Origin of the sequence: Streptomyces sp. NPDC051211, from assembly GCF_040689505.1 — a bacterium.
Lineage (GTDB): Bacteria > Actinomycetota > Actinomycetes > Streptomycetales > Streptomycetaceae > Streptomyces.
Window position 1 is genome coordinate 18,842 of record NZ_JBFBAV010000045.1, and the last position, 24,899, is coordinate 43,740.

The 24,899-nt window shown below is 71.0% G+C and carries 33 protein-coding genes and 1 pseudogene; 3 read left to right on the top strand and 31 right to left on the bottom strand.

The annotated features are described in order from the left end of the window. The first annotated feature begins 16 nt into the window (after positions 1–16). Entirely contained in the window at positions 17–1,387 is a 1,371-nt protein-coding gene (locus tag AB0447_RS30405) for a hypothetical protein (RefSeq protein ID WP_366480051.1), read from the top strand. Between the two features lie 37 nt (positions 1,388–1,424). On the opposite strand, the gene AB0447_RS30410 is transcribed toward AB0447_RS30405, so the two are convergent. From AB0447_RS30410 to AB0447_RS30440, 7 genes are all read right to left on the bottom strand, one after another. Then, positions 1,425–1,802 (bottom strand): HIT family protein, encoded by a 378-nt coding sequence (locus tag AB0447_RS30410; protein WP_366480052.1) that lies wholly within the window; start codon positions 1,800–1,802, stop codon positions 1,425–1,427. 105 nt (positions 1,803–1,907) lie between these two features. Then, a complete protein-coding gene (locus tag AB0447_RS30415) occupies positions 1,908–2,078 on the bottom strand; it encodes a hypothetical protein (RefSeq protein WP_366480053.1) in 171 nt (56 codons plus the stop codon). 35 nt (positions 2,079–2,113) lie between these two features. Further along, entirely contained in the window at positions 2,114–2,917 is an 804-nt protein-coding gene (locus AB0447_RS30420) for an RNase adapter RapZ (RefSeq protein ID WP_366480055.1), read from the bottom strand. A 29-nt stretch (positions 2,918–2,946) separates the two neighbouring features. Then, positions 2,947–3,288 carry a hypothetical protein gene (locus tag AB0447_RS30425; RefSeq protein ID WP_366480056.1) on the bottom strand — a complete coding sequence of 114 codons (342 nt, stop codon included), beginning with the start codon at positions 3,286–3,288 and terminating at the stop codon, positions 2,947–2,949. A gap of 184 nt (positions 3,289–3,472) precedes the next feature. After that, a complete protein-coding gene (locus AB0447_RS30430) occupies positions 3,473–3,931 on the bottom strand; it encodes a DUF3307 domain-containing protein (RefSeq protein ID WP_366480057.1) in 459 nt (152 codons plus the stop codon). Between the two features lie 153 nt (positions 3,932–4,084). After that, positions 4,085–4,495, bottom strand: coding sequence for a hypothetical protein (locus tag AB0447_RS30435; protein ID WP_366480058.1), 411 nt, complete (start codon positions 4,493–4,495; stop codon positions 4,085–4,087). Positions 4,496–4,512: 17 nt separating this feature from the next. Beyond that, a complete protein-coding gene (locus tag AB0447_RS30440) occupies positions 4,513–4,698 on the bottom strand; it encodes a hypothetical protein (protein ID WP_366480059.1) in 186 nt (61 codons plus the stop codon). Between the two features lie 233 nt (positions 4,699–4,931). Between AB0447_RS30440 and AB0447_RS30445 the strand changes: the two genes are divergently transcribed. Next, positions 4,932–5,960, top strand: coding sequence for a hypothetical protein (locus AB0447_RS30445; protein WP_366480060.1), 1,029 nt, complete (start codon positions 4,932–4,934; stop codon positions 5,958–5,960). Positions 5,961–5,974: 14 nt separating this feature from the next. Here the strand turns inward: AB0447_RS30445 and AB0447_RS30450 are convergent, their stop codons facing one another. The 24 genes and pseudogenes from AB0447_RS30450 to AB0447_RS30565 all read right to left on the bottom strand — a co-directional run bounded on the left by AB0447_RS30450 (position 5,975) and on the right by AB0447_RS30565 (position 23,467). Further along, a complete protein-coding gene (locus AB0447_RS30450) occupies positions 5,975–6,709 on the bottom strand; it encodes a hypothetical protein (protein WP_366480061.1) in 735 nt (244 codons plus the stop codon). A gap of 119 nt (positions 6,710–6,828) precedes the next feature. Beyond that, complete coding sequence (locus tag AB0447_RS30455; RefSeq protein WP_366480062.1) at positions 6,829–7,551, bottom strand: NUDIX domain-containing protein; 723 nt, start codon at positions 7,549–7,551, stop codon at positions 6,829–6,831. 35 nt (positions 7,552–7,586) lie between these two features. Beyond that, positions 7,587–7,916 (bottom strand): hypothetical protein, encoded by a 330-nt coding sequence (locus tag AB0447_RS30460; RefSeq protein ID WP_366480064.1) that lies wholly within the window; start codon positions 7,914–7,916, stop codon positions 7,587–7,589. A gap of 553 nt (positions 7,917–8,469) precedes the next feature. Next, positions 8,470–8,811: pseudogene (locus AB0447_RS30465) on the bottom strand (hypothetical protein); the annotation flags it as partial. 71 nt (positions 8,812–8,882) lie between these two features. Beyond that, the gene (locus AB0447_RS30470) at positions 8,883–9,431 is read right to left on the bottom strand and encodes a hypothetical protein (RefSeq protein ID WP_366480065.1); all 549 of its coding nucleotides are present in this window, start codon (positions 9,429–9,431) and stop codon (positions 8,883–8,885) included. Continuing rightward, a complete protein-coding gene (locus AB0447_RS30475; protein ID WP_366480066.1) occupies positions 9,428–9,622 on the bottom strand; it encodes a hypothetical protein in 195 nt (64 codons plus the stop codon). The genes AB0447_RS30470 and AB0447_RS30475 overlap by 4 nt, the downstream gene beginning before the upstream one ends. A gap of 111 nt (positions 9,623–9,733) precedes the next feature. Beyond that, complete coding sequence (gene dnaN / locus AB0447_RS30480) at positions 9,734–10,858, bottom strand: DNA polymerase III subunit beta (RefSeq protein WP_366480067.1); 1,125 nt, start codon at positions 10,856–10,858, stop codon at positions 9,734–9,736. 138 nt (positions 10,859–10,996) lie between these two features. After that, positions 10,997–11,272 (bottom strand): WhiB family transcriptional regulator, encoded by a 276-nt coding sequence (locus AB0447_RS30485; RefSeq protein ID WP_366480068.1) that lies wholly within the window; start codon positions 11,270–11,272, stop codon positions 10,997–10,999. Beyond that, the gene (locus tag AB0447_RS30490) at positions 11,269–11,739 is read right to left on the bottom strand and encodes a hypothetical protein (protein ID WP_366480069.1); all 471 of its coding nucleotides are present in this window, start codon (positions 11,737–11,739) and stop codon (positions 11,269–11,271) included. The genes AB0447_RS30485 and AB0447_RS30490 overlap by 4 nt, the downstream gene beginning before the upstream one ends. Then, positions 11,736–12,017, bottom strand: a complete 282-nt coding sequence (locus AB0447_RS30495; RefSeq protein WP_366480070.1) for a hypothetical protein — start codon at positions 12,015–12,017, stop codon at positions 11,736–11,738. Before AB0447_RS30495 ends, AB0447_RS30490 begins: the two co-directional genes overlap by 4 nt. Positions 12,018–12,104: 87 nt before the next feature. After that, on the bottom strand, positions 12,105–12,359 hold the full coding sequence (locus AB0447_RS30500) for a hypothetical protein (protein WP_366480071.1): 255 nt from the start codon (positions 12,357–12,359) through the stop codon (positions 12,105–12,107). A gap of 14 nt (positions 12,360–12,373) precedes the next feature. Then, positions 12,374–12,838 (bottom strand): hypothetical protein, encoded by a 465-nt coding sequence (locus AB0447_RS30505; protein WP_366480073.1) that lies wholly within the window; start codon positions 12,836–12,838, stop codon positions 12,374–12,376. 89 nt (positions 12,839–12,927) lie between these two features. After that, the gene (locus AB0447_RS30510; RefSeq protein WP_366480074.1) at positions 12,928–13,542 is read right to left on the bottom strand and encodes a hypothetical protein; all 615 of its coding nucleotides are present in this window, start codon (positions 13,540–13,542) and stop codon (positions 12,928–12,930) included. A 19-nt stretch (positions 13,543–13,561) separates the two neighbouring features. Continuing rightward, on the bottom strand, positions 13,562–14,092 hold the full coding sequence (locus AB0447_RS30515) for a hypothetical protein (protein WP_366480075.1): 531 nt from the start codon (positions 14,090–14,092) through the stop codon (positions 13,562–13,564). A 110-nt stretch (positions 14,093–14,202) separates the two neighbouring features. Further along, positions 14,203–14,865: a hypothetical protein gene (locus AB0447_RS30520; RefSeq protein WP_366480076.1), complete on the bottom strand. Its 663-nt coding sequence runs from the start codon at positions 14,863–14,865 to the stop codon at positions 14,203–14,205. Positions 14,866–14,965: 100 nt separating this feature from the next. Continuing rightward, positions 14,966–15,193 (bottom strand): hypothetical protein, encoded by a 228-nt coding sequence (locus AB0447_RS30525; RefSeq protein ID WP_366480077.1) that lies wholly within the window; start codon positions 15,191–15,193, stop codon positions 14,966–14,968. A gap of 122 nt (positions 15,194–15,315) precedes the next feature. Further along, a complete protein-coding gene (locus AB0447_RS30530; protein WP_366480078.1) occupies positions 15,316–15,915 on the bottom strand; it encodes a hypothetical protein in 600 nt (199 codons plus the stop codon). Between the two features lie 94 nt (positions 15,916–16,009). Beyond that, positions 16,010–16,462, bottom strand: coding sequence for a hypothetical protein (locus tag AB0447_RS30535; protein WP_366480079.1), 453 nt, complete (start codon positions 16,460–16,462; stop codon positions 16,010–16,012). 382 nt (positions 16,463–16,844) lie between these two features. After that, entirely contained in the window at positions 16,845–17,750 is a 906-nt protein-coding gene (locus AB0447_RS30540; RefSeq protein WP_366480080.1) for a hypothetical protein, read from the bottom strand. Between the two features lie 191 nt (positions 17,751–17,941). Next, positions 17,942–20,581, bottom strand: a complete 2,640-nt coding sequence (locus AB0447_RS30545; RefSeq protein ID WP_366480081.1) for a DNA translocase FtsK — start codon at positions 20,579–20,581, stop codon at positions 17,942–17,944. 111 nt (positions 20,582–20,692) lie between these two features. Beyond that, the gene (locus tag AB0447_RS30550; RefSeq protein ID WP_366480082.1) at positions 20,693–21,070 is read right to left on the bottom strand and encodes an RRQRL motif-containing zinc-binding protein; all 378 of its coding nucleotides are present in this window, start codon (positions 21,068–21,070) and stop codon (positions 20,693–20,695) included. Continuing rightward, positions 21,070–22,656, bottom strand: coding sequence for a hypothetical protein (locus AB0447_RS30555; protein WP_366480083.1), 1,587 nt, complete (start codon positions 22,654–22,656; stop codon positions 21,070–21,072). Before AB0447_RS30555 ends, AB0447_RS30550 begins: the two co-directional genes overlap by 1 nt. Next, positions 22,653–23,051 carry a hypothetical protein gene (locus tag AB0447_RS30560; protein WP_366480084.1) on the bottom strand — a complete coding sequence of 133 codons (399 nt, stop codon included), beginning with the start codon at positions 23,049–23,051 and terminating at the stop codon, positions 22,653–22,655. The genes AB0447_RS30555 and AB0447_RS30560 overlap by 4 nt, the downstream gene beginning before the upstream one ends. Next, positions 23,048–23,467 carry a hypothetical protein gene (locus AB0447_RS30565; protein WP_366480085.1) on the bottom strand — a complete coding sequence of 140 codons (420 nt, stop codon included), beginning with the start codon at positions 23,465–23,467 and terminating at the stop codon, positions 23,048–23,050. The genes AB0447_RS30560 and AB0447_RS30565 overlap by 4 nt, the downstream gene beginning before the upstream one ends. Before the next feature lie 257 nt (positions 23,468–23,724). Here AB0447_RS30565 and AB0447_RS30570 point away from each other — a divergent pair, with 257 nt between their 5' ends. Continuing rightward, positions 23,725–24,504, top strand: coding sequence for a GntR family transcriptional regulator (locus tag AB0447_RS30570; RefSeq protein ID WP_366480086.1), 780 nt, complete (start codon positions 23,725–23,727; stop codon positions 24,502–24,504). The last annotated feature ends 395 nt before the right edge of the window (positions 24,505–24,899 follow it).

The following is a 24,899-nucleotide window of genomic DNA, read 5'->3' on the forward strand; positions in this document are numbered from 1 at the left end:
CCAGGGGGCGGCGCTGATGATGGACCTTGAGATAAAGATCAACCAGGTGTGGCACCAAGAGGTACGGCCACTCGTGGCCGAGGCATACCGCTGCTACACAACAGGCTCTGCCCGCGCGTGCATCGTCCTGACCTGGACCGCCGTGTGCACGGATCTCATCCACAAGCTCTACCAGCTTGCCGAGGACGATGAGGGCGACGCCAAGCAGCTGGTGAAGAGGATCGACGAGGCCCGCGGGAAGCCTGACCGGGACGCGATCAAGACGATGCTCAACGTCGAGAACACGATCCTCGACGTCGCCGCATCGCTCGACCTGATCGACTTCGTGGAGAAGCGCGAGCTGGAGCGGCTGAAGGAGGACCGCAACCTGGCCGCCCACCCGTCGCTGCGCCCCCTCGGGGAGCTCTTCACCCCCACGACCGAGTACGCCAGGGCACACCTCGCGGCGGCAGTGGAAGCGCTGCTGATCCACCCGCCGAGCCAGGGCCGGAAGGCCGTGGACCGGTTCCGCGAACACGTGGGCGAGGCGTCGTTCGTCGGAAGTAGCGACTACCTGGCTCAGGTCTTCTTCGCCCGGGCGAAATCCGCCACCCGACGCAACATCGTGGTCCTCGCCGCCAAGGAGGCTCTCCTGGAGCAGACGCGCGTCGGCGCACTCAGCGAGACGGTGATGGCCGACCGGTACGCGACCTGCCTCCGCGCGTTCGCGGAACGAGACCGCACGCTCGTGCAAGAGGCCATATCCACCGTCATGGGCCGCCTCGGGCAGCAGCCGTTCGATGCGCAGGTCCGCGCGCTGGTCCGCCTCGGCGACCTCGATGCCTTCTGGGACGAAGTCGAGGCGGCCATGCGCACCCAGTTCGAGGACTACGTCGGCCAGATCAACCTGCCTGGCGACTATGACCCGCTGTCCGCGGACCAGATCGCCTTCCTCGGGCTGGTGGAGCTGAAGCACATGCGGGCGGCCTTGCCCTCTCTGGAGCCGAAGTTTCAGGGCCTGTCCGCGTGGCAGAAGGCCTCCGTGATCAGGCATCGCCCCGGCCCGTACATGGCGGACCATGTGGCGGCCGTCCTGGAGGGTGCCAAGAGCTGGCGTACTGCTGAGAGCACTGCCCAGCAGTCGGTGCCGGCCTGCGCCCCGTACGTGACCGCGGAGCAGCTCGGCGACATCCTGTCCGCCTGGGCGGAGAACTACGAATGCCGTACGGCATCGGCGATGGGTGAACTGGCGGTCGCCTTCTTCTCTCTCGTGCCCGCGTCGCTCCGCGTGGACAAGGCGTGGCAAGCGTTTCTGGACGCAGTGCGCGCAGTGGAGGAGGCGGACAGCCCGTTCCGCTACGACGAGCTGGAGGAGGCGATGCGCGCGGCCACCGGCTCGCGCAAGTAGCTTCGAGGGTCCTGCGGAGGCAAGGCGGTGCTGCCGGTCACGGAGTGGCCGTGCCCTGCGCGGCGGTGCGGGCGGCGTGCTGAGGGGTCCATGGCAGGGGCAGGCTGTCGCCCTCCTGGCGGGGCACGACGTGTAGGTGGAGGTGGTCGACGGTCTGGGTGGCCGGTCGGCCCTTCGACGTGAGGATGTTGGCGCTGGGCAGGTCGGCGACGAGTTCAGCGGCGGCGGCCATGGTGATCGCGCTGATGAGCGGGTGTGCTCCTGCGTTGGGGACGTGCTCGTACGGCAGGACGAGGAGGTGACCGGGGGTGAGCGGGTCCAGCGGGACGATGGCGAGGACTTGGGGCCAGCGCCGGACGAGGGTGGCCGGGGCGCGGCCGGCGGCGATGTCGCAGAAGGCGCAGTTGTCGGGCATGAGGCTCCCCTGAAAGAGTCCAGGCCCTGCCGGTGGGCAGGGCCTGGAGCGGTGTGGTGTGCTGTCCCTCGTGTCCGGGGCTGTTACGAGCAGTCCCGGACACGGCTACTTCTGCGGGGCGGGCGGCGTGAGGCCGTGGTGCTCGACGCTGGTGTGGATGCCGCGGGCGGTGAGGATCTCCGCGAGGGCGTCACCGATGACGACAGCGCGGGTGCGGCCTTCGGTGTCGCCGGTCTCGATCTGGATCCAGGCCTGGTCGCTGGTGCTGAAGTCCATGGCTGTGGGCCTTTCGTCGTGTGAGGGGGGGTGGGTCAGCGCTCGACGACGGGCTTGTCGAGGTCGCGGTGGACGAGGCTGACGTCCAGGTGCCGGCCGGCGTACGGCTGGGCGAGGCCCGCGATGCCGAGCTCGGCGGCGGTGGCCGTGTCGCCGGTGAGGGCGGCCTGGAGGGCGAGGGCGACCGTTCCGGCGCGGTGGCGGCCGCCGGCGCACCCCGTGGCGATGCGGACGAGGCGGCCGGAGGCGGAGGGCCCGGCGAGAAAGGCCTCGATCTGCATCACGGTCGCGGTGATGAGTTCCTTGATACCGGGGGTGGCCATCACGGCGGCGCGGACGGGGGCGTCGTGCGCGGTCATGTAGCGCAGCTCGGGGCTGACGTGCGGGTCGCGGAAGTGGTGGCGCAGGTCAATGGTGAGGTGCGCGTCGTCGGGGGCGCCGTGCAGGTACCCGAAGGAGAGGATCTCGATCGTGCCGGTAGTCGCGGTCATGGTCTTCACCTTGTCGGTCGTGGTGCGGCTGCGGGAGGGGTTGCCCGTTGCCGATGTGGACGGGGTCTGGGCAGCGTCGGCGACGGCCTGGCGGCCGGCGTCGGTGATGGAGAAGAAGTGCGGGTGCCCGCGGTGAACGTCGCGGGGGTCCGGGCTGCCCTGGATGTGGCCGCAGTCGTCGATGCTGTCGGCGTAGCCGAGTTTCTCCAGTGCGATCTCGTCGGTAGCGGCGAGCCAGATCTTCTTCCCCGTGTCCGTGATCTCGACGAGCTGGCCGATGTGGCCTTTGGGGTGGGCGACGGCGTTCCGGAGGGCCTTGAGGCGCTTGGGGGTGAGTCGGGGAGCCATCGGCGGGGGTCCTTCCTGGTCGACAGGGGCTACAGCCAGCGGAAGGCGTTGCGGATGTCGCTGGCGGCGCCGGAGAGGTTGTCGCGCTCCAAGCGGACGTCGAAGTCGTACGGGTCGACGCCGGGCTGATCGAGCTCGGCCATGACGGCCTGACTCGCGGCGTCGAGGACCTCGGCGAACGCTTCGGGGAGCCGGGCGGCCTTGAGGGCATCGACGATGCTCTCGTAGTCGGCGCCGCGCCGGATGGCGTCGCCGAGGAGGCGCAGCGCGGCCGCGGCGGCCGGCGCGAGGTCGGCGAGCTCGGAGGTGTCGGCGCGTACGGACGGGGTCTGGATGGCGGTGATGCGGGCGAGGTCCTTCGAGTTGTCCATGGTGGCCCTCCTGGTGGGGTTTGGCGCGAACCTTGCTGTACGTGATTACGTACATCTTCATGATGTACGTAATCGCGTACAGAAGCAAGGGGGTTGCGGAATCCGGCACGCAACCCTTCTGGCTCTGCTGAGGATTTGGGCACGCCTACGGCCCCCTCTCCGCGGGGAGGGGACCGTGGCCGGGTCAGCTCAGCTTGGCCAGGAGAAGCGCGGCGGGGAGGAGACCGAGGGTGATGTGGGCGGCCTGGTCGACATGTGCGGCGCCTCCGCCGTTCTTGCGGAAGGACTCCTGACCGGTGTGGTCCATCCACCAGGCGATCGGCCAGCGGCGGTCGATCAGGCCGTGCGAAACGTGGATCCAGGCGAGTCCGGAGATGAAACCGGCGCCGGAGACGGGCAGTTCGAGCCCCCAGACGGGGACCACGAGGAGTAGCAGCAGGGTGGCGAGGGTGTGGGTTCCGGCGTGGACCTGGTTGGCCCCCCAGCCCCGGTGGTGGCAGACGGTGCGCTGCCGGGAGTCGAGTTCGGTCCATCCGGCCTTGCGGGCCGCGAGCTTGTCGGTCTGCAGGGGGTAGTCGGAAAGCAGGTGGGCGGCGTACATGACGATGAACGCGGTGACGAACAGCGTGGCGACGGTGATCACGGCCTGTCTCCTGTCGGTATGCGGCTGAGAGGACCCCGGTGCGGTCGGCTGAGTGGTTGGCGACCTGGCGGCCGCTCCGGGGGCATTTCGATGGTGGCGCGGTGGCGCTGTTCCGTGTGCACAGCGGTGTGCACGGCGGGGGTGGGGCCGGTCTCACTGCACCGGGCGGCCGGCTTTCCTGAGTCCGGCGGCGTGCAGGGTCTGGACCTTGGAGCGCAGGCGCTGAGGGTCGGGGTCTTCGGGGTAGAGGGCCTTGGCCAGGTCGGCCCAGCTGGCCCCTGCGGCGGGGTCGGCGTCGCGGCGGTCGCGGAGGGCGACGAGCAGGGCACCGCGACGGCGCTCCAGGCGTTCGAGCATCCACTGGACGGAGCGGAGCCGGGCCAGGGCCTGGGCGTCGGTCGCGGCGGCATCGCCGAACTTGACCGGGTCGGCGAGCGCCTCCAGAGCGCCCTCCAGGTGCCCGTCGGTGAGGGCCTGGAAGAGGTGGCCGTCGGGGTCGTCGGCCGGGGTCCAGCTGACGGTGAAGGTGCCGGATTCGGTCTCGCTGGGCTGGATGTTGAGCATGGAATGGCTCCGGGTGGTCAGTGGGGGCGGGGGGCGTAGCCGTTCTGGGCGCCGGTCATCCAGCGCTGGAGGAAGAGCGGGAGCTGGGGGAAGAGGACCTCGTCGAGCTCTCGCCAGAAGCGGTCCTGATCCTCCTGGGGCAAGTTGGTGATGGCGGTGCGCAGTTCGCCGAGGGTCATGCCGGTGGCGGCGCCGTTCACCATGGGTCCCCTTTCGAGGTGGGCTGTACGTGATTGCGTACATGTCTATAGTGTACGCAATCACGTACACGCGCAAGGGGTAGTGCCCAACTTCAGGACAGGGCGGAGCCGTTCACGCCGACGGCGGGGGACACCCGCCCGGCCAGGCCGCACCCAACCGCACCGAGGTCACGGCGTTTCCCTATCCGCGTGCGCGGCTCGCACACTGCGGCGAGGACGCGGGATATGGCTAGCCCATGACTCGCCTTGCACTTCCGGCCCCGCTGGCCCTGTGCCGCCCCATCGAGGACGTACGCCTGGGCCTGGGCTTGAATTTCGAACCGAAGTTCGATGGCTGGCGTTGCCAGCTCCTGGCTGGCGCCGGGCGCCTGTGGAGCCGGCACGGCACGGACCTGACGGCCCAGTTCGCCGACGTGGCCGGCGCATCCCGTGCCCTGCCGGAGTGCGTTCTGGACGGGGAGCTCGTGGCGGTACTGGAGAGCGGCAGCGTGGCCTTCTCGCGGCTGCAGTCCCGCTCCGGGCGGGGGCCGCAGCGCGGTGAGGACTTCACCGTCCACCTGGCCGTCTTCGACCTTCTCGGCCTGGGCGAGGAGGACTGGCGGCCGCGCCGGTACGCGCAGCGGCGCATGAAGATGCGCGAGCTGCTGGCAGACGGCCCTCCCGCCATCCGGCCGGTCCCCGCGACCGGCGACCTGGACGCCGCCCTGGACTGGGTGGGAGGCCTGAACGGCGTCGAGGGGCTGGTCTTGAAGCCGGACCTGCCCTACGTGGCGGGCCGCGGATCGGGGTGGCTGAAGTGGCGGCGCATGCACACCAGCGAGGCGGCGGTGATGGGTGTCAGTGGACGGACCCCGGGCACCCAGTGCCTGGTGCTGGGCCTTCCCCGCGGCGACGGCCGGATGCGGGCCGTAGGCGTCAGCCTGCCGCTCGCCCCGGCTGTCCGCCGCCAGTTGGCGCCTCTGCTCCGGCCCGTCGGCGAGGACGAGGCCGAGTTGCCCGGGACGGTGGGGGGCCTGCCGGGCGCCGACCCTGTCCGCTACCGGCCCGTCCTGGCGAACGTGGTCGTCGAGATCGAGGCCGACCAGAAGCGTCCGCTGGAGTTCGGCCGATTCCGTCATCGGCCGCGGGTGCTGCGGGTCCGCGGCGACATGACGCCTGACCACCTCCCCACGCACCGTGAACTGGGCTGCGCGCCGAAGCGACGGCCCGCCGGCCCCTGGACGTCACGATGCCCGGAGGCTCGGGGCTGCCTCCGGACATCGTGACGGGGTCCGCGTGGCTATCCGCGGGCCCTCAGGTGGCGGATCTGCGAGCACGGGCCTTCGGTGGCGCAGCCGGACTCCCAGGTGACCGTCGGGTTGTTCACGCCGCACTTCTCGTTAACGATCTGCTGGACGGCCTCGGCCATGCGGGGGTCAGCGGGGCGGCACTCCTCGGCGTGGCGGCGGACGTGGGCGCGGGCTTTGCGGGCCAACCAGCGGCGGTCGTGCGGACGGGTGTTGGGGCGGTGCTTGTCGTAGTCGAGGTCCGGCCGGGGGTGGCAGCGCTCGCAGTGGAGGCCGATCATGGGCGTCCGGCCACCGGCCTTGGGGTCATCCTGGAGGTACTCGTAGACGACGACCTTGCCACCGAGGGGGTGGTCGAACTCGGTGACGATGCCTTCGCCTCCCGGGTTCCAGGTGTTGCGGGGAAGGTAGTCGTCCCAGCCCTCGCCCTGCGGCCAGAACGCGTACATCACGCCCTGAGAGGGGTCGAGCACTGCGGTGCCGTCGGCATTGGCGGCGCGGTACTCCTCGATCTGCCGTACGGAGCTGATGTAGGTGAGGGAGTGCTCCTCGGACTCCAGGAAGGCCAGGCCGTAGCCCTCGGGGCGGCGGTGCTCGGGCAGGACGAACTCCTCCATCACCGCGAACTTCGAGTTCTCGGGGGTGAGGAAGCCGGCGAAGGGGATGCGGTACCGGTCGGCGCCGGTCACGTAGGTGGGGTTGGTCTCGCTGACGGTGTGCTGAGCCACGATCGTCCTCCTGGAGGTCCGGGGGCCGGCCGGGTCACCCGCTGGTGTCCGGCCTGCCCTGTGGTGCGGGGTTCTGGGGGCGGGGGCCGTGGTCGGCGAGCGCCCACAGCCTGTGTTGTCTACTTGGCGAGGTGTTCCAGGGCCCGGTGCAGCAGGGGCCTGTGCGCGGCGTACAGGGTGCGTCCGGCTGTGGTGATCGCGTTGTCGAGCTCGTCGAGGGAACCGAAGGGCCACCAGGTGGCGTCGAGGGCGTCGTCGGCCGCTACGGCGGTCACGGTGGTGGGCAGCAGGTAGAGCGCGCTGGTGGATGCGACCCAGGCCTGATCGGAGTTGCGCCAGTCGTCTACGAGGTCGCAGCCGAGAATGGTCGGTTGGTGTTCGGAGAGGTCGATGCCGGTCTCCTCCTGCAGCTCGCGCACCAGGGCGGCCGGGGCGGTCTCGCCCGGGTCGACCATGCCCCCCGGGATGGCCTCCTCGTGGATGTCGTCCCGGGTGATCAGCAGGAGCCGGCGGTCCCGTCCGGTGCCCGCGACCACGATGGGGTCGGCGGCGGCGTTCTCGCCCCACTTCCCCAGGTTCCGGCCGGTGCGGCCGGTGCGGCCCTCCGGGTGCAGGGGCCAGCCCTGCGCGTCGAGCTGGAACGGCACGAGCGCAGCGGCCTGGCGCCGCGCCCAGTCGCGCACGTCCGCCGGCGTCGCGGCGGCCTCGGCCCAGCCGGGCACCTGGCGGGCCAGGGCCTCGGGCAGCAGCTCGGACGGGGTAACGTCCGCCGGCTTGTACTCCGGCCAGCTCACCGACCAGGAGCGTAAGGCGGCGGGCACGGTCTCAGTGGTCTTGTTCATGATGCGGGCTCCCATGCTGATTGTGTTCGGCTGGCTCAGCCGTCTGTCCCGGTGATGGTCTTGATCGCCAGGCCAACACAGGGCCCGGTGTGGGCTCGTGCGAACCTGGCCGCCTCGCGAAGTGCCTCGGCTTCGTCCTCCAGGCCGTGCTCGTCGAAACGGTCGGCGATGTCGTCAAGCAGAGCGGCGAGGGTTCCGAGCAGGCTCGGGCCGGTCTCGTCCCGCTGGTAGATGGCGCGCAGCGCGTGGGTCATGTCGTCGGCGTCGGCGGTGTCGCCGAGCGCCAGGTGACGGAGCTGGTCGAGGCCCAGGGTGATCGCGGCCAGGGCAGTGGTCGCGCTGCTGTCGGTCGGCAGGGAGATCACCTGCTGCTCCTTCGGGGTATGGGTGCGCTCGCCCGATTCAAGGCGAGCGCATCGGGCGGTGAGGTTCTGCGGTGCACCCCCACACCCCATAATGCATCCTCATCAAAGGCATGTCTAGCGAATGCATTTAGATGTGGTGCCTGTTTGCCTCGGGCACCTCGGCACTGGGGTCGGGGAGCGCCGGCTACTCGTCCGCGGGGGCGTGCATGTGGTCGTACGCCCAACAGGCCCTCTTCCACAGGTCGCTCGCGTAGGCCTCCGGCTCCTGGGCGCACAGGCGGGCGTAGAGGTCGGGGAAGTTGCGGCCGGTGCCGTCGCCGTAGGCGTCCATGGCGTCGGCCAGGGCGTACGGGTCCGTCGGGACCTGCGGGTCGAGGTGGTCGAGGTCGGGGCGGAACGTGCCGGTGGTGATGACGGTGCCCTCCACGTGCGAGGTGTGGTGCAGCTGCCTGCGCAGGCACGCGGCGATCTCCTCAGCTCGGCCCTCGTGTTCGTACGGGCCGATCCGCACCGGGTCCAGGCCGGGCTGGTCGAGGATGACGGCGTGGCCGACCGGCTCGGTGTAGCGGACGGGGCGGCCGAGCAGGTGGGAGTATGTGATCTCGGCGCGGGTGGAGTCGCCGATGTAGCCGCCGACGTTGACGACCAGGACCTCGTCGCAGGCCCGGATCTTCCAGCGGTGCAGCGCGTCGAGCGCGGCCTTGAGCTCCTCGGCGGCCGCGGGCTCCTCCCACAGCGGATGGGCCTTCTTCATGTCGCAGCCGGGAGCCAGGACGACGTGGCCGGCGACCGTCTCGCGGAAGTTCGCCTCGGCAAGCTCGCGCCAGAAGCGGGTGGAGCCGCAGAGGGTGACGACCTTGGGCCGGCCGGTGGAGGTGTCGGACGGGTTGAGCAGCTGCTCGGTCGTGGCGGGGGCGGCGGCCGCGATGAGGGCGACGGCCTGGAGGTCGCAGTTGCGGTGCTCGGTCATCGACAGGTCCTTCGTTCTCTCGGGATGGGCGGGTGCGGCCGGCGCCAAGCGAGCTCGGCGCCGGGGGACGTGCTGGGTGCCGCAGGTGCAAAAGCGCGGTACACCACGGTGCAGGGTTCGTCGCTTTCGGTAAGTGCCTGGGCGTGACGCCAGGCCTTGGCCAGGTGCAGCACGGCCTTCTCGTACGTCGGGTAATCGGTCTTCTCGGCGGCGTCGTTGGCTTCGGCGAGCGCGTGGATGAGGGCGGCGGCCTCGGGGACCCTGAGGTCGTCGAGGATGGCAAGCTCGGCACAGCGGAAGGGGTCGATGCAGAGCCGGCCGTACTCGTCCTTGATGCGGTCGTGGTCCCGTTGGATCACCTGCCAACGCACGGCGCGGGCATCCACCGCCGGGCGGCTGAGTCGGGGACGGAGGATGTCGGTCAGCGTCGCAACGAAGTACGGCGCTTTGTAGGTGAAGACGATGAAAGCGACGACGCCTACGCCGCAGAGCAGGACCAGCTGCAGCCAGCGGATCCACTGCTGGGCAGCGTCCACCATCGTCATCGGCCCGTGGCGCGCAGCTCGTGAGCGTGGCACAGGACCGGGGCGATGAAGATGCTGATCTTGTTCACCGTCCACCGGCCCTCGGTGAGCTCGCCGGGCGGTACCTCATCGACGATCCTGCCCTTCTTGCCCTTGGCCCGGGGGTCGTCCTCACAGGCGAGGATCTCTACCTCGTCGCCGGCCTTGAACATCTGCTTCTCCTCGCATGGTTGGCGTAGGGGTGGTGTGTCCGAACGTGGGGCGGCGGTCGGCGCCGCGGGCCGGGGCGGCCGGCCTGCGTGGTGGCCGCCCCGGGGTGCTGGTTAGCCGGACTGGCGGATCGGCATGATCAGGTAGCGCAGGCCGGTGGGGTCCGCATCGGCGGGGACGAGGAGCGCCGGCTTGACCGGGTTGACGATCTGCAGGCGGATCCGGTCCGTCTTCAGCGCCGTGACGCCGTCGAGGAGGTAGCCGGGGTTGAAGGCGACGGTGACGGGGGCGCCGGTGAGCAGGTCGGTAGTGGCGGTGACCTGGTCGCGGGCGGAGGCGTCGTCGGCGGTGCCGGCGCTCAGCATCAGGGCGCCGTCGGTGAGGTGGAGCTTGACGGGGTGGCCGCGTTCGGCGACGAGGGCCATGCGCTTGACGGCGTCGGCGAGTTCGGTGGCGTCGAGGTCGGCGGTGGCCGTGAAGTCGGTGGGCCACAGACCCTTGTGGTCGGGGAGCTGGCCGTCCATGGCGCGCAGGGTGAGCGTCCGCGTGCGGCCGGCCAGGCCGAGGACGCCGTGGGAGACGGGGAGGGTGAGGTGGACCTGGTCGTCGGTGGCGAGGATCTTGGCGGCTTCGGCGAGGGACTTGGCGGGGATGGTGGTCTGGGTGGTGGCGCCGGTGGCCTCGGCGGGGGTCCAGGGGATGGGGCGGAGGGCGAAGCGGTAGCGGTCGGTGGCAGCGAAGGTGATGGTGTCGTCGGTGATCTCGGCCTGGATGCCGGTTAGGATCGGGAGGGCGTCGTCGCGGCCGGCGGCGGTGACGACCTGGTGGATGGCCTCGGCCAGCGCGGGCCCGGCCACGGTGCCGCTGGCGGCCGCGGGCCGGGGCAGGGTGGGGTACTCCTCCAGCGGGAGAGTGTGCAGGGTGTAGCGGGTACGACCGGAGGCCAGGATCAGGCGGGTGCCGTCGAGTTCGAGGTCGACCGGGTGGCTGCCCTTGATCGTGCGGGTGATGTCGGCGAGGAGCCGGCCGGAGACCAGGACGGTGCCGGGGGTGGTGACCTCGGCCTCCACGGTGGCCTGGGCGCTGATCTCGTAGTCGAAGGCGGCGACGGCCAGGGCGCCGGTGGCGGCCTCCAGCCGGATCGCGGCGAGGACGGGGACGGGGGGCCGGGCGGGCAGGGCCCGGGCTGCGTCGGTGACGGCGGCCGCGAGCGGGGCGAGGTCCGTACGGAGCTTCATCGGGGCTCCCTTGCGAGCGTGCGGGCGGCTGTCCGGCCGGGGCCGGGTTCCGCCCGGGGTACGAGTGAGGTCCGGGTGCCGTCCGTCCGGTACGGGAAGAGGCCGTACCGGATGGACGGGTGAGCGGGGTAGTGGCCGTCAGGCCGCGGCGGCGTCGCGGCGCTCCCTGCGCAGGCGGCGGCGGTCCGAGAGGGTGGTACCGGCCCAGATCCCGGATCCGGCGCGGCTCGGGTGGTCCAGGGCCCAGGCCAGGCACTGCTCGCGCACGGCCTCGGGGCACTTGCTGAGGCAGGCCAGCTGGCCGTTCACGCGCTGCTTGGGAGTCCCGGTCCAGTCCTCGGGATCGGCCCCGGGCGCCCGGCACGGCTCCTCGCCGGTCAGCCGCGGCCAGGGGGCGAGTTCGGTGGTGCTCACTCCCCCACCCCCATGGTCCCGGCGGCCGGGACGGCGGCGGTGGGCAGCAGGTGTTCGAAGGGCTCCCAGGCCGTCAGGTCGTACAGGTTCAGCAGGTCAACGTCGATCACGGCGCCCTGCTCCTCGTCTGCGAGGCGAGAGTGCCGCAGTTGCAGGCCGCCGATCCTGTTGGCCTGCGGGTCCTCTTCGAGGTCGAGGTCGGCGACCACGACGGTGTTGCCGGTGCGCTCCAGAACGTACAGGCGCCGGATGGGGGCGTCGTCCTCGTCGGTGTCCGGTCGACGCTCCCAGGTTTGGCGGGTGGCGGCGATGGCCCAGGCCTCGCAGGCGTCGGCGGCGTCGGTGACCGCGGTGCAGGCCTGCGCGTACTCGGTTCCGGCCTCGACCATTTCGTTGACGCGGGCCACGATGTGGTCGCTGAGGGCCTGGGTGCCGATCAGCCGGGTCAGGGAGGCGAGGCCGGTCACGACGCCGCTCCCGTCGGAACGAGGGTGCGGGTGATCTTGGTGGGGGCGAGGAGATGGTGGAGGGCGGAGCCGTGGTGGTGGGAGGAGAAGCTGGCGGGGAGGCCGCAGCTCCAGCAGTCGGCCTCGTCGCCCTGCCAGGCGACGGCGCAGCGGCTGCACACGAACGCGCGGTCGGCGAGCAGGGGGTTGGCCTTGGCCAGGGACTTCAGGAACCGGCCGGCGGTGCTCAGCCGGCGGGTGGTGGAGGTGTGGTGCTGCTTGCGACGGGTGGCGTGCATGATGGTGGTCTCTCTCTCGTCCTGGCGGGTGAGGGGCCCGGGGCGGCCGGCGGTTTCTCAGGCCTTGACGGCCGTCCCGGGGCGGATCTAGAGCTCGATGTCCTTGTGCGTGGCCTGGTCCCAGCGCAGGTTCCAGCCGGGGCGCAGTCCGCGGGCGGACCAGTCGGTGCGGTGGGCGGCGGTGGGGACGTCCTGGCCGGCCAGGGTGTGCAGGAGGGCCGTCTCCCAGGCGCGCTGCGCGGCCTGGCGGGCCTCGCGGCCGTTCTCGGCGAGGCCGGTGAAGACGTGGATGCCTCGCTCGCTGGTGCCGGCGCGCTCTATCGGGACGTCGACTTCCCACATGACCCGGTACACCGTCAGCCCTCGGCTTCCGGGTCGTAGTCGACCAGGACGGGCTGCGCGGTGATCCGGATGCTGGTGACGGACTCGTCGTCCGGGCCGGGGCCGAAGGTCACGAGGTCCTCGGGGGCGTGCTCGTCGCCGTTGTCCGGCACCCATCCGATGAAGGCGCCGGCCGGGAGGGAACACCGCTTCAGGGCGGCCTCGCCCTGGGCGCGGGCGGCCTCCCGGGTGGCGTAGGTGCCGAGGGCGAGGCCGTGGCGCGTGACGGTGTAAACGGCGAGGGTGGGCGGCTTGTCGCCGGCGAGGTGGGTGATGCCGGGGAAGACGGCCTCGGCGGCTGCCAGGCGGGCCTCGGTCTGCGCGGCGGTGCCGAGCAGCTGGAGGATGCCGGTGGTCAGCGGCAGGGTGCCGGCGGCGGCACGGCGCAGGTTGGCGGTGAGGACGGCGTCGAAGTCGGTGTCGGGGACGGTGCTGATCATCTCGTTCTCCGTCTCGTGGCGGGCCGGCTGTTCCGGTCCTCGGCGGTGCCCGGTCCTCGGGAGGTGGGGCCGGGCGCCGCGGGGGGCCGTCAGCGGCCGGCCGTGCTCAGTAGGTGCAGGGCTTCGTCCAGGACGGTCCAGAGGAAGTCGCTGGGCTCGAAGGCGGTGTCGGCGATGGTGAGCTGGGCGGCGCGGGCCAGGGTGTCGAAGGCGGTGTCGCCGACGAGGCGGGCGTGCCAGGAGTGCCGGAGCTCGGAGCGGGTGAGGGTTCGGCCGTACCGGGTGTAGTCCAGGCCGTTGACGCGGGAGACGACCATGCCGGGGTGGTGGCCGTCGTCCTGGAACCGGACGAGCAGGTCGAGGCCGGCCTGCTCGGCGAAGTCGACGAGGCGGGTGAGGATCTCGGGGTCGGCGACGAATCCGGTGACGGCGGCGCGCTGCTCCCACAGGTTGCCGGCGTAGTCGGCGGCGTCGTGGCCGGGCTGGGAGTCGTCGGTGAGGAATCCGGCGCGGTTCGCGGCGGCCAGGCAGGGGATGAGGGGCAGGGTCTCTTCGTCGGGCCCGTAGTTCGGCATTTTCCCGGCACAGGAGCGGATGTCGCCTTCGAGCCAGCGGGCGGTCAGCTCGGCGAGGTCGGAGAAGGTGGTGGCGGCGCGCCAGAGGCGGCGGTCCGCGCGGCTGGGCCAGGGAAGTCGGATCTTCATGGCGGTCCTCCTGTCGGGTTCAGAGCTGGGCGGCCAGGTCCTCGGCGCCGTAGGCCTCGACTTCGCGCTGCTCGATCAGCAGCTCGTAGGCGGTGAGGGTGTTGTCCTTCATGGGCTGCCGGCCCCAGACGTGCTTGAGGTACTTGAGGTGGAGCTCGCGGGCGGAGCGGTCGCCGAGCTGGTGGGCGTGGACGAGCTCGTGCACGAGGGTTTCGCGGACGTCGCGCTCGTGCCGCATGTTGGGGATCTGCAGGACGATCAGCACTCCGCCGCGGTCGATGGAGGTCTGGCCGAAGGACCGGCGGGAGTGGCGGTCGGAGCGGCTGACGGTGTTGACCTGCGTGGGGTTGATGCCGGTCAGGAGCTGAGCCTCCGCGATGTTCACCAGGTGGTCCAGCTGGCTGGTGTCGCCGTTGAGGACCAGGTGGACGGCCGGCATGGAGCCGAACTTGTCGCGGACGAGCTTCTCGGCGTCGGGGGCGATGGTCTTGGCGTACCTGCTGAGGCGGCCGCCTCCGAAGAGGAAGCGTTGGGTGGAGATGCGCAGCATGACGGTCCCTTCCGGGGAGTGAGTTCGGGGAGCGGGCGGGAGGACGACCCGAACCCGACAAGAAAACTATACCTTTTATTCATCACTTCGTCTAGTGGTTCCCCCTGCCGTTAGTCCCCGGCGCGCTCGGCGAGCTCGGCGGCTCGCTGCAGAAGGTCGAGGACAGCGCCGACGGTCGGTACCGCGATGTTGTTGTTCACGGCGATGTCGAACTGGCGGCTCAGGGCCCGCGGGTCGCGGCCCTCGCTGCGCCACTGCGCCTCCATGCGGGCCCGGTAGGCAGCCGTGGGCTGGGCGTACGCGGCCGGTTCTGCCATCGCGGAACGGATGTAGATGTGGGAGCGGTTGGTGGTGTCGGCGTCGGCCGGCGCGGCCATGAGGGCGCCGAGGATGCAGTGGCGGCCGGTGGCGTCGCGGAGTTCCCCGCGGCACCAGCCGCCGGTGGCCAGCACGGCCGCGGCGCGGCGGATGTGCAGGCTCGCGCAGGTGGCCGGCCGATGGTGGCGGCGGGTGATCCGGTCGAGCAGGGAGGGACGGGCGGCGGCCTGGGCGGCGGCCGTGGCCCGTTCGCTGCGCTCGACCTCGGCGAGGCCGGCGGCCACCAGGGCCGGGATGTCGAACCCGGCGGCGGGTTCGGGCTGTTCAGGGGCCGGGGCGGGTGCCGCGGCCGGGGTGATCTTCTTGAGCCAGGCTTCGACCTCGTCGGCCAGGCGGCGAGTGCTCGCGTCGGGAGCCTGGGTGCCGAAGGTGGCGGGTGCTGCGGATGCGGGCATGGCGAAGCCTTCCTGCCTGCTGCGGGACGGTGAGGTTGGGAGCTCCGGGGGCGGCCGGCTGAGTTTTGGCGACCTGGCGGCCGGCCCCGGAGGCGGTGGATCAGGCGGCGTACTTCCGCACGTTCTTGTAGACGTAGTCGCGCTTGCGGCCCATCGCGTCGGCGACGTCCTGCTGGGCGCCGTGGTAGCTCTTGCTGAGCTCGCCCATCCGCTGCCAGAACTCCTTCTCGGCGGCGAGTACGGCGTTGTCGCGTGCTGTCTGGGCGATCTGGACGGCGGCCTTGATGTCTTCTGCGGTGCTGGGGTCGGTGTCGGGGCGGGGGGTCATTTGGGCTCCTCGCGGTGGTGAGGGACGATGGGTCCGGCCCTCCTGCTCCGGTTGGAGCGGGTTGGGAGACCCGGGGACGGCGGGCTGAGTTTGGCGACCTGGCCGCCGTCCCCGGGGCGCCTCTACTGCAGATCCTCGCGGGCGTCGCCGGCCAGCTCGTCACCGGCCTGCCCGTGCCCGAGCACCTCGTCTGCCTTGCGCAGGTGGAGGGTGGAAGCGAACAGGCGCTGAGCCCGGTCCTCCTCCCCCTGCTCGGCGAAGGCCACGGCGAGCCTGCGCGTGAGCGTGCCGACCGTCTCCAGCAGTCCGCTGGTGCGCAGGCTGTGCTCGATCTCCTCCGGGTCGGCACCGGAGTCGATGTCGCCGCGGATCTGGCCGAGCTCCTCAGCCAGGGCGTAGGTGCTGTCGCCGTCCCAGCGGTCCGGGTTGATCCAGTCGATGAGCTCGTTGGCGGCGGCGTCGATGACGTAGAGGGCGCCGATGAGGGCGAGCGCGGCGAGGACGGCTCCTGGGGCGCTCAGGTTTGCGAGCGGGCCGTCGTTGTTGACGATGGCGTCGAATCCGAGGGTGAAGGTGCCTGCCACCATGACGATGCCGTCGTAGCGGGTGACGGCGGACAGGGCCTTGACGCTGGCGCGCCGGGTGCGCGCGGCCCGGACCGGGCGGTGCTCCAGGGACTTGGGACGGGCGGTCTCGGCGGGGTGGACCAGGGTGTGGGTCACGAAGGGCTCCTTCGGGCTGCTGGTGTTGGGCGGTTGGGAGGTCCCGGGGCGGGCGGCTGAGTTGGCGACCTGGCAGCCGCCCCGGGTGGGGTGGTCAGGCCGGGTCGCGGTCACCGAAGAGGCTGGCGGCGGTCCGCAGGTGCTCGCGCTGCGCGTCGATGCGCTTCTGGAGCTCGCGGGTGACCGGCCCGCCGCGGAAGGCCTCGTAGTCGTAGGTGTCACCGATGACCCACCGGCTGGCGTCGATCCCGGCGGCCTCGTACATCTCGGCGCGGGAGAAGGCGCCGTAGCGGAACTGGTCGTTCACAGTGGCGATGGCCCGCCCCGTGTGGTCCCAGGTGATCGCGGCGTCGAGCGCCGTCTTCTGGGCGGTGACCAGCTGGGAGACGGTGGCCCGCCAGTACGTGTCGGGCTTGCTGTCCATGGAGGTGAAGATCTCCTCCATGGCGGCGAGGGCCTGGGCGTAGGCGTCCCACTGGGCTTCGGCGCCGCTGGTGGCGTGCTTGAGGGCGGCGGTGAACGCGGCCTGGCGCCAGAGGAAGATCACCTCGTCGTACTGGGCGTCGATGAACGCGCGGGACTCGGGCGTGAGACTCTCGTCCTTCCAGGCGTAGAGCGGCCGCTGGGGCTCCTCCTCGGCGCCGGTGAAGGGCCGGAAGGTGAAGACGAGCCGGTTGAAGCGGTCAGCCGAGGCGCCGGTGAAGTGCGAGTGCTGGTAGGCGCGGGCCTCCGTGACGACCCTTCGAGGTCTCCGGCGCTGATGGTGGTCATGGTCTCTCCGTCGTGTCGGGCCGAGCGTTCCCGGCCGGTTACGGGCGTGGAGGAGCAGGCTTTCTCGCGGGCCCGGTGGGCCTTACGATGACTCAAGTATGCATTCTCACAGAATGCATTTCAAGAGAATGCACTTAGAGATTCGCGGGGATCCCCGCCTACGCGTCAGATCTGGTCAAGCCGCTGTCGGGACGGGAGTTGCCCGCTGCGGGCCGCCCGGCGCCCGCGGCCGCCTCCTCACGGCCGGGCCGGGCCTTCGAACCCGCGGGGGTACGGCCGCCTGCGCGGGCCCGGGCCGCCTTGCGCTCGGCGGCGGCCAGGGCCGCCGCGGCCGGTCCCTCGCACTCGGTGCACCTGATGTCCAGGCCCGGCGCGACGATCCGCCCCTTGTCCTCGCAGACCAGGCACGCCGGCCCCTTGGCCGGCGCGGGCATGCCGTACGCGGCCCGGTACTTGGCGAGGGAGGGGATCTTCGGCCCCGGGGCCTGCTTGCCCTTCTCCTCGGCCGGCGCGGGCTCCTCCTGCGGGACGCCGGCCTGCATGGCCCATGCGGTGCGGATGAGGGCCGCGACCGGGGAGTAGGCGACGTTGAGGGCCTTCTTCTTCACCTTGCGGACGCGGCGGCGGACCTGGCGGCGGACACGCTTCTTCGCCTCGCGGACGAGGATCTTGGTGACGATCCGCGCGGCCTTGGGGACCTCTTCGACGAGGTCGATGGGCGGGAGCGGCTCCTCGCCGAACCCGGCCTCCACGATCCAGAACATGTCCCAGTTGGGGGTGGTCCAGCGCATGTCGGCCCAGGCGGTGAAGTGGCCAGGGTCGATGAGGTGCTCGGACCACTCGTGCCGGGCCGGGCAGAGCACCTCGACCACGGGCTGCGCGCTGCGTTCGAGGACGAGGGTCAGGCCGGTGTCGGCGCCGCACATCGGGCAGGCGACGGGCAGGGCCTGCCACACGACGCGGATGGTGTGGTCGGGGTCGCGCTGGAGGTAGTTGAAGCGGCGCTCGGCGGTGATGCGGTAGTAGCCGACGTCCGGGTTGTGGGTGCGGGACGGGTCGATCATTACGGACTCCTCGGGATCTTTCGGGCGGGGAACAGCCGGGAACGAGGAGGAACGTGCAGGTCAGGGGACCGGAACACGGCGGGAACAGACGCGGGGAGGGGAACACCGCCACCGGTCCCGTGAGGTGTTCCGTCCCTGTTCTCATCCTGTTCCGGCGCGCTGACCTGCGTGTTCCTGAGGTGTTCCTGGGCTCAGGTGGCGCTTGCGTCCTCGCCGGTGATCTTCTTCAGGTGGCGCAGGCAGTAGCCCTTGACCGTGCTCTTCTCCCCCGGGCGCCGGTAGCTGTCGGTCGTCCAGGACTTGCCGCCGGGGGCGAGCACCGCCTTGATCGCCGCCTTCAGCGCGACAGCGCGGGCGGCCTCCTGGTCCGCGGCGCCCTCCCCGTCGAACGCTTCCAGGTCCCAGCGGTCGGCGTCGTGCTGGGCGAGGCCGGCCGCGATCTCCTCCAGCTGGAGGCCGCTCGGGTCCCCGGCCGCTCGGAAGACCTCGCGGATGGAGGCGATCAGCTGGGGGACGGCGCCCTGCTCCTGACCCCCGGCGGCGTAGTTCTGGGCACTGGTCTCCATCAGGCTCCGCAGCGAAATGCGGCTGAGCTTCGCGGACTCGGGGTCGATATCGACCAACCCGGCCTGGGCCCGGGCCCGGCCGCGGCGCAGCAGCTCGTCGGGGTCGGCGTAGCAGCCGCGGTACGGGATTGGCTCGCAGTAGGCGCTGCCCGCCATCACGTACACCACGGAAGCGTCGTTGATCTGCTTGCCCATGGCAGGTACGAGCCGGTCGGCGCGCCACCCCTGGGCGAGCATGCCTTCGCCGAGGATCTGCACGACGTCGTCCTTGTCGCAGGCAGCCAGCACCTGGACGGCCAGCTCCGTGAGCCAGGTGTTGTCCTTGACCTTCTCCTTCGTGACGCCCTGTCCGGCGATGACCATGGTGACGTCGCTCTTGAGGCAGGTAATCGCCATCTCGGCGAGCATGCCGTCCAGGTCCCAGGGGACCTGCCGCTTGAGGTCCTCGTCGTAGTAGCCCTTCCGGCTCTCGCGGACCAGCGCGGGGAACTCGTCCACGATGAACTTGACGCCGGGCCGCCGGCCGGAGGTGACCCAGTTCTCGCCCATGCCCAGGCGGTCAAAGAGGCCGGGGCGGCCCTTCCCGATGTCCAGCCCCCACTGGAGCACTGCCTTGGCCTCCGCGGGGGTGGTGGCCACCACGTGCATGGCGTGCCGGAGCCCGCCGAAGCCACTGCCGGCGCCGCCCAGGTCGATGCCGATGATGATCTGGTCCTCGGTCGCGGTGAGCACGTCCAGGATGGCCCGCAGAATCGTGGACTTCCCCGACCGGCTTTTGCCGACGACGTTGACGTTGGTCCGGCACATCGGCAGGGCCAGGGGCCGCCCTGCCATGTCGCCGCCGATCTGCGCTTTGTGGAGGTCGTCGGTGGAAACGGACTGGGGTTCCCGGACGGGCAGTTCGGGAACGGCCTGCCAGGGGCTGGGGCCCGGTACGCGGATCACGCAGTAGTTCCGGGATTCCGCGGACTGCTGGAGCAGCACGCTGCCGGTGCGCACGCCGGGAAGGCATGCCTCCAGCGTGTCCAGCCCGTTGGAGATCTTCTCCGGGGTCATCCGCTCCAGCCAGACGTGGATCTCGAACCCCCACGCGTGGGGGTCGACCCGCAGTGCCGAGAGGGTGAGCTTCAGGTCCTCGGTGAGGGCCTGGCGCATCATCTGCTCGAACATGCGCGGCGTCATGCCCACGCTGACCTGCTGCGGGGCTCCGGCTTCGATCCGCTCCAGCCGCTCCAGCTCCTCCTCGCTGACCTCGACGTCGCGGCCCAGCAGTGAGCCGCCGACGAGGTTGAGCACCAGGGCGCCGAGGAAGCCCCAGACGTCGGCGAAGCCGTAGGCGGCCGCGTCGGCCAGGGCCAGCGGGCCGTAGGTGACGCCGGCCCGGAAGGCGACCGCACGCTTGGCGCTCTTCCTCGCGTTCTGCGCGACAACCAGTTGCTTGCCGGCCTCCATCTGGAGCTTGGCCGCCTGGGCCTGCTTCGCCTCGCCGTTCCGGAGCGCGAACTGCGCGCGGCGGGCGCCGCGGTCGGCGGTCTTGACGGCGGCGAGCGCCAGGCGCTCATCGGCGGCGGCCTTGCGCCCTTCCATGCCGATGACCCATGAGCGCACCCGCCTCTCTCCGCGCAGGGCCCGGGGAATGACTCCGTGTACTGTGAGCTGGCGGGCGGCGGCCTTCCGCACCCGGCGGCGGGCCTGCCGGCGCAGGTAGGCGTAGCGGGCCTTGCGGCCCTCCTTGGTGCGCAGCTGCGGGTTGATCCAGGGGCGGTCGCCCTCCGGGTCTTCGCGCAGCTCCCACTCCTGGGGGGTGTAGACGGTGACTTCGATCGGCCGGCTGTGCTCTGGTGCCGGCTCGTCGTCCGCGTCGTCGTCAACGTCTTCGTCGTCGTCCGAAAGGTCCGTCGGCTGGGCCGGGATGGAGGCCGACGCCTGGCCGTCCAGGTGCAGCAGCGCAGCGAAGTCGATGCCGTCGTCGCCGTAGAGGTTCTCGTAGACGGGCTCCAGGTCCTCGACGAGCTTGATCTTCACGTCGCGGGCCTGGGCTCCCTGGTCGGGGCCGACGACGCCGAGGGCCTCCAGCGCATCCATCATCCGGCCCGTCAGGTCCCACGGGATGCGCAGCTTGCGCTGGAGCATGGACCGGGAGCCGAACTGGGTGGAGACGACCAGCTCGGCGGCCTCCCACAGCACTTTGCGGTCCATGGCCTGGCCGACCTTGGCCCACAGCCGGGGGTCGTCGACTTTCGGGTTGATGTCGATCTCGGTCATGCTGTTCACGCCTCCTGTCTGGGGGTGAGCGCGGGGTAGGGAAGCCGGGCATCGCTTTGGTCGGTTGAGACCGGCGGGCCCCGCCCTGCGCTCTGGGGGAAGGTGTTCGGGTCAGGCGGCGTTCGCGCCGCCGGGGCAGTCGTTGCAGACCCCGTAGCGCTTGGGGATCTCGTAGTCCTTCTCGGTGTGGCACTCGGGGCAGACCCTGCGGGCTGCCACCGCCTTGCGGATCGCGGCCCATCGCGCCTCCGTCATCGGCCGCTTCGGCTTGGCCAGCTCGACCAGGTAGAGGGCGGCGAACCTCGGGTTGCCCTGGCGGGTCCACCCGAGCTGGCCGGCCACGGGCTGGCCGCCCGGGCGCAGCCCGCGGGCCCGCAGCTGTCGGTAGGTGGCCATGACCTCGGGGTCGGGGCCGAGCTTCCAGGGCCAGGTCGGTATGCCGAACTCCTCGCCCTTCGGGTCGTCGTAGCGGGGGCTGGTGCGCGGCATCACCGGCTCCCCGGAACGTCCGGGTTGACACGGCTCGCCTTGGCCTTGGCGAGGCGGTCGTAGACCCAGGACTTGCCCGGCTCGATGACCTTGCTGCCGTGGACTTCCGCACGGCGTCGCTTGGTCTCCGCGGTGACCCCCTTGGCGTTGGGGCTCCGGCCGTCGCGGATCTCGCTGCGGATCCACTCCTCGATCGCGGCGTTCTCGGTCGCGTCGTAGTTCTTCGCGGTTTCCGCGGCAGCGCGCCGGGCGGCCGGCGAGAGCCTCCGCACGGAGGCCGTCACGGACTGCCGCTTCGAGCCCGCAGCAGCGGCCTCGCGCTTCCGCGCGGATGTGCGCGTGGACGGGGGGACGGACGTGTTGACCTGCGAAGATCCATTCCACCGGAAAGCGTTCGCCGGGCCCTCTACGAGTCCCTCGCGGGTTCCGGCAAACACCCGCGTAGGGAGGGTTACAGGCTCTTCCGCGACCGGCTTCACGGGCTCGCCAGAGACGTTCTCGGCCGCCACTGCGGACACCTTCGCGGAAGCGGTGAGGCGCATGCGGCGTGCGTCCGCGAGCTCTTCCAGAACCTCCGCGAGACGGCCTTCCGCGTCCACACGCAGCCCGAGCATCTCCGCCGACAGGTGCCGCAGCAGCTCCTCGGGCAGGTCCGCACCGGTGCCTTCGTGCACGCCGTACGCGGCGTGCCAGGCCTCGTCCTCAGAGAGGAGTTCGTGCCCGGCGATGGCACGCAGCGTCTTCGCCGTCGCCCACACCTTCGGCAGCAGATCCTCGCGCTGCTTGCGGGTGGCCTTCACGTCCTTGCGCCGGGCCCGCTCGGCCTTCAGCCGCGCCCGGGCTTCCTGGTGCCGGCCGAGCTGGACCAGCTGCCAGACGGCGATCGGGATGATCGAAGACGCGGCCAGGACGGCGCCCAGGATGGTCCCGTACTTGTCCCCGCCGACCTGCTGGCCGTGCAGCCAGTTGATCCAGGCTGCCAGGCCCGCGAAGGTGTAGATCGCGATCCGGTACGGCCACGGCGAGCGGCCCTGCTGCATGGCCTTGGCCTCGCCGGCCGTGGCGGCCCAGGCGGAGCACTCCAGCATCACCGGGAGCAGAGTGACCAGGAGGTAGCCCACCCAGCCCATCTCGATCAGGATGCCCGTGCCGGTCAGTGAGGCGGCCTGCGAGATAAGGGCCGGCACGATGCTGCAGGCCATGACGGCCAGCGCGGCGGCCAGGTCGAGGTGTTCGGCCAGCCACGCCGGGGCGGCGTTGAGCCGGGCGGCGAACCGCTCGCGGGCCTCCTTGCGGCGCCGTGCCTTCTCCCGCCGCTTCTCCTTGTCGGCCGCCGCCTTCGCGGCCTGGTCGGCCTTCTCCTTCGCGAGCTTCGCGGCGGCGTCGGCCTCCTTGGCCTCGCGGATGCGCTTGGCCTCGCGGTCCCTGGCCTCCTGCTCATCGGCGGCGCGAGCCCGTTCCTGCTCGAAGGCCTGCTGCTGGGCCTGCAGGTCGAGACGGGCCCGGAGTTCTGCGGCCAGGCGGGCCTGCTCGGCCTCGGCGGCGTTGTCCTCGCGGCGGGCGGTACGGAAGTCGGTGAGGCTCACGGGGCACCTCCGGCGGTCGGGGCGGCCGCGTGCGGGGCGTAGCGGTACAGGGCGGCGACGAGGGCGATGACCAGGCAGACGCCGATGCGCTCGGCCACGCCGGGGGTGAGGCCGAGGAGCCAGGCGCCGCCGGCCACAGCCAGGGGGAGCTGGATCGCGCCGAGTTCGGCGAGGAGCCGGGTCAGGCGGGCCCGGATCTCGACGATGGGCGTGTGGCCGCGGCTGTCGAGGTAGGCGAGTCCGGCGACCGGGAGCGCGAGCAGTACGCGCTGCCACCAGGTCGCCTCCAGGCCCAGGAGCCAGCCGGCGCCGAAGAGGATGAACGCGGTGATGGACCACGTCGTCACCAGGGCCTGGACCTTCAGAGGCAGGCCGCGCGGGGTGCTGGTGCTCATGCGACCTGCACCTCCCGCGCGGTGAAGACGGCCGCCGGCACCGACTTGCCCTTCCGGACGGAGGACACGAGCGCGACGGTGAGCGGGATGGGGATGGAGGCGGGGCGGTCCGGGCCGGAGTCCGCGGGGACCGGGCCGAAGACGCGGTCGGTCTTCTTCGCCTCGGGCTCGCCCGTCAGCCGGCGGATCAGCTCGGCGACGTGGGCGGCGGTCTTCGGGTCGTGCTCGGCGATGCCGAGGATCACGTCGGCCTGGAACTCCAGGCGCTCTGACTGCTGTTCGGCCGACTCGTTCAGCGGGGCCAGCCAGTCGACCGGCCTCACGCCGGTCAGCAGCTGCAGCTGGTGCAGGACCTCGACCTGTTCCAGCCCCTGCGAGTGGGTCGTACGGCTGCTGGCTGCGAAGATGGTGTTCACGGGTCGTTCTCCTCAGACGTGGACGGCCTGTGCGCGGCTCTCCGGGTCTCTGCCAAGACCACCCGGAGGGCCGTTTTTGGCATGGCGGTGCCGTCGTTGAATGCACGGGTAGCCAAACCATGAGTAGCCCTCCCGGTACCCCCGGTTAGAGCTATCGGTAATGATGAGACCACCCCCGCATGCCGCGCGTCAAGACTGACGCGCCATTAGAGATAGCTATATAGTGATGGCGTTGGATGCTTAGAAAGGCGGCCTGAATGCCCGTTTCGTACCGCGAGATCGCTGCTGCGCTCCGGCAGCAGATCTCTGATGGGCGGTATCAGCCGGGAGACAAGCTGCCCATGCTGACCGAGCTTCAGGAGCAGTACGGGGCTGGCTACCAGACCGTCCGCAGCGCGATCCAGCTGCTGGAGCAGGAAGGGCTGGTCGTCGCTGTCCGGCGGAGAGGGACGATCGTGCGTGAGCGTCCGGAGAAGCGTCGAATCACGAGGTCACGGCAGGTCTACCGGGACGAGATCGGGTACTACTTCGATCCCGCCGCCCAGAACTGGGTCGCGCTGGAAACGCCCACCGTGAGGTGGGGGGTGGTCCCCGTGGACCTTGCCGCCACCATGGGGCTCAGCGTCGGCTCGGAGGTCCTCATCCGGGACCGGATCATGGGCGACCCTGACACCCGGGCCGCGATGCAGCTCGCGACCAGCTACCTGCCAGCCGACCTCGCCCGAGGTACGCAGCTCACCGAGAGCGACACGGGCCTGGGAGGCATCTACGACCGGCTCGAAGAGATGGGGCACGCCCCGCTCGCCTGGAAGGAAGCGGTGTCCGCCCGGATGCCGTCCCCGGAGGAGGCAGAGTCGCTTGGCCTCCCGGCCGACGTCGGCGTTCCGCTGCTGCGCGTCGTCCGCGTTACCCGGTCCTCGACCGGCCAGGTGGTAGAGATCAACGACACCCGGATGTCGGCCGAGCTCTTCGAGATCGGCTACGACATCGAGCGCGACGGCAGCGCCCAGGCCGGCGCAGAGTCCGCACCGGTCTAGACCCTAAGGAGAACCCGAGATGAGCCGTTCACCGTAGAAAACGTTCACCGTAGAAAAAGAGGACGGCCGCCCTGGTTGCACAGGACGGCCGTCAAGCGACTCCCCAGCCGGCAAGCATCCGGAGTCGTGGTTCAGCGCGGTGACCGCGCTGGGTGCCTGGACCATCAGGCCCGTCGGTCACCTACCCAACAGCATAGACAACGACTCCCGGGCAAGCCCAGACAGGCTTGCCCAGTGGCCTGAGTCACACAGTTGATCAGCTGATCCACGGCTCCCTGAACAAGGGACCGTATGTGTCACACCTGAACAAGGCCGCCGCGGCGGCTGCACCCCGCCCAACCCACCGGCCCTCCGGCCCGCCCGCGCCTGCTGCGGCGCACTCTGGCTTGCCCGGT